Origin of the sequence: Paludibacter sp. 221 (assembly GCF_010501035.1) — a bacterium.
In the GTDB taxonomy this organism is placed as follows: domain Bacteria; phylum Bacteroidota; class Bacteroidia; order Bacteroidales; family Paludibacteraceae; genus QVMH01.
In genome coordinates this window covers 1-3,062 of the sequence record NZ_QVMH01000086.1, presented here as the reverse complement: position 1 = coordinate 3,062, position 3,062 = coordinate 1, and the positions used below count along the sequence as shown (strand labels likewise).

General features: G+C 45.5%; 1 protein-coding gene. It reads left to right on the top strand.

Annotation, left to right across the window (positions count from 1 at the left end):
• The first annotated feature begins 79 nt into the window (after nucleotides 1-79).
• Nucleotides 80-2,896: an excinuclease ABC subunit UvrA gene (gene uvrA, locus D0T49_RS12750; RefSeq protein ID WP_163632288.1), complete on the top strand. Its 2,817-nt coding sequence runs from the start codon at nucleotides 80-82 to the stop codon at nucleotides 2,894-2,896.
• Nucleotides 2,897-3,062: the final 166 nt, after the last annotated feature.

The following is a 3,062-nucleotide window of genomic DNA, read 5'->3' as shown; positions in this document are numbered from 1 at the left end:
CTCGACTTTTTATCAATACGGGCGTAGAAATCGAAGATTTCTATATAAATTTGCAGGCTATTTTTGTGTACAGAAAATTATGGCGAAACAAGGAAATATTATCATAAAAGGGGCAAGGGTTAATAATCTTAAAAACATTGACGTAGAGATTCCCCGCAATAAATTGGTTGTTATCACAGGGCTTTCGGGTTCGGGTAAATCATCGCTGGCGTTCGATACGTTGTATGCCGAAGGCCAACGGCGTTATGTAGAGAGTCTGTCGTCTTATGCCCGTCAGTTTTTGGGGAGGATGAGTAAGCCTGAGGTGGATTACATTAAAGGTATCCCGCCCGCTATTGCTATCGAGCAAAAAGTAAATACACGTAATCCGCGTTCGACCGTGGGAACGTCCACCGAAATTTACGAATACATAAAACTATTATATTCCCGCATAGGTAAAACATACTCTCCCGTTTCGGGAAAAATTGTGAAGAAGCACGAAGCCGAAGATGTGGTAAACGCGGCGATGGAATATCCTGATGGCACGAAAATGCTTATTCTTATCCCTGTTGTCGTGCCGGAGGGTAGGACATTGGACGCGCAACTGAAAAACTTGCAGATGCAGGGTTACAGCCGTTTGGAGGTTGATGGCGAAACAGTACGGATTCAGGATGTGCTGGAAGGCGAAGTTGAAACGGCTAAAACGAGCGAGGTTTATCTTATCATCGACCGTTTTGTGGTAGAACATTCGCAATCGTCCATTAGCCGGATAACCGATTCGGTGGAAACTGCGTTCGGCGAAGGCAACGGAGCGTGTGTATTGGAAATATTAGGCGAAAACGGCTCTGAAAAACTGCATTTTTCCAGAATATTCGAGGCGGATGGCATTGTCTTCGAAACTCCTACGGTACATACATTCAGCTTCAACAGCCCGATAGGCGCGTGTCCTGTGTGCGAGGGTTTTGGTAAGGTAATCGGTATAGATGAAGATTTGGTTATCCCCAACAAGTCGCTCTCTGTATACGAAGATGCGGTAGCTGCCTGGCGTGGCGAGGTGATGAGCGAATGGAAAAACCGGTTAATACGCACGGCGGATAAATTTAATTTCCCTATCCATAAGCCTTACTACGAGCTTACCGATGAGCAACGCCGTTTGCTTTGGACGGGGAATAAGTATTTCGAAGGGTTGAATGAGTTTTTCAAGCATCTGGAAGCCAATCAGTATAAAATACAATACCGTGTTATGCTGGCTCGCTACAGGGGCAAAACCATCTGCCCTGAGTGTAACGGTAGCCGGCTGAAAAAAGAAGCTACTTACATTCGGGTGGGTGACAAGCCGATAACCGAACTGGTGTTGATGCCTGTAGATAATCTGCGTGATTTTTTTGAAAACCTGCAACTTGACGGCCACGATGCGGCTATTGCCAAGCGGCTGCTTGTGGAGATAAGGAACCGTATACAGTTTTTGCAGGATGTGGGGTTGGGTTATTTAACCCTCAACCGCTTGTCGAATACTCTTTCGGGTGGCGAGAGCCAGCGTATCAATCTGGCAACTTCGCTGGGTAGTAGTCTGGTAGGGTCGCTGTATATCCTGGACGAGCCGAGCATCGGGCTTCATCCCAGAGATACCCATTTGCTTATAAAGGTGTTGAAGCAATTGCGCGATTTGGGCAATACGGTTGTGGTGGTGGAACATGATGAGGAAATTATGCGGGCTGCCGACTATATTGTGGATATAGGCCCGTTGGCCGGACGACTGGGTGGCGAAGTGGTTTTCAAAGGTGTGCCCGGTGTTTTGGCAGGGACGGATAAAGAGGAGATGAAAAAACTTTCGGAAAATTCATTTACCATAAAATACCTTTTCGGACTGGAGGAAATACCTGTTCCGGTCAAAAGGCGTAAATGGAGCAACTATATAGAAGTACTGGGCGCGAGAGAGAATAACCTGAAGAATATTGATGTGAAATTTCCGCTGAATGTAATGACGGTGGTGACCGGTGTGAGCGGGTCGGGTAAATCGTCGCTGCTACGGGCTGTTTTTTATCCGGCATTGAAAAAATATTATGGCGGAATAGCTGAGCGTACCGGACAATTCGGTATGCTGAAAGGAAGCATGCATCTGGCAAAGGATATCGAGTTTGTCGACCAAAATCCGATAGGGCGCTCTACACGTTCGAATCCGGTGACATATATTAAGGCATACGACGAAATCCGCAAATTGTATTCGGAACAACAACTGGCTAAACAAATGGGATATACGCCCGCCTATTTCTCGTTCAACACAGATGGCGGACGTTGCGAGGAATGTCAGGGCGAAGGAACGGTTACGGTGGAAATGCAATTCATGGCCGACTTGGTGCTTGAGTGCGACCACTGCCACGGCAAACGCTTCAAACAGGATATACTGGATGTGAAATACGATGGAATGAGCGTATATGATGTGTTGGAGATGACTGTAAACCAAGCGATAGAGTTTTTCTCGAAAGGCAAAGGAAATGCGGAAAAACGCATTGTAAAAAGGCTGAAACCTTTGCAGGATGTAGGCTTGGGGTATGTAAAACTGGGGCAATCATCGAGTACCCTTTCGGGTGGTGAAAGCCAACGGGTAAAACTGGCGTCGTTCCTTGCCAATGAAAAGCCCGAACCTACTATTTTTGTTTTCGACGAGCCTACTACGGGGCTTCATTTCCACGATATAAAAACGCTGTTGAAAGCGTTCGATGCGCTGATTGAAAAAGGACATACTGTTATCATTATAGAGCATAACCCCGAAGTGATAAAGTGTGCCGACCACATTATTGATATTGGTCCCGAAGGCGGTGAAAAAGGGGGAATGGTTGTTTTTGAAGGTACGCCCGATGATATTGTGAAATGTGAAAAATCGTACACCGGACAGTTTCTTGTAGGTAAGATTTAAAACTTACCTACTGCTTCCGGCGGTTCGGAAGTAATAAAACTGCTTTCTGTTAAAATTTTGTATTGATATATTTAAGATTTATTTTTGCCCTCACATTCTTCGAGCAAAAAGGAGGAATGATTTAGTTAGCTACAAGTTATCAGCTACAAGCTATAAGTCTTGTCCT

What these genes read in the sequence shown, in the direction of transcription:
- uvrA (WP_163632288.1), top strand. Translation starts at nt 80, where the DNA reads ATGGCGAAACAAGGAAATATTATCATAAAAGGGGCAAGGGTTAATAAT.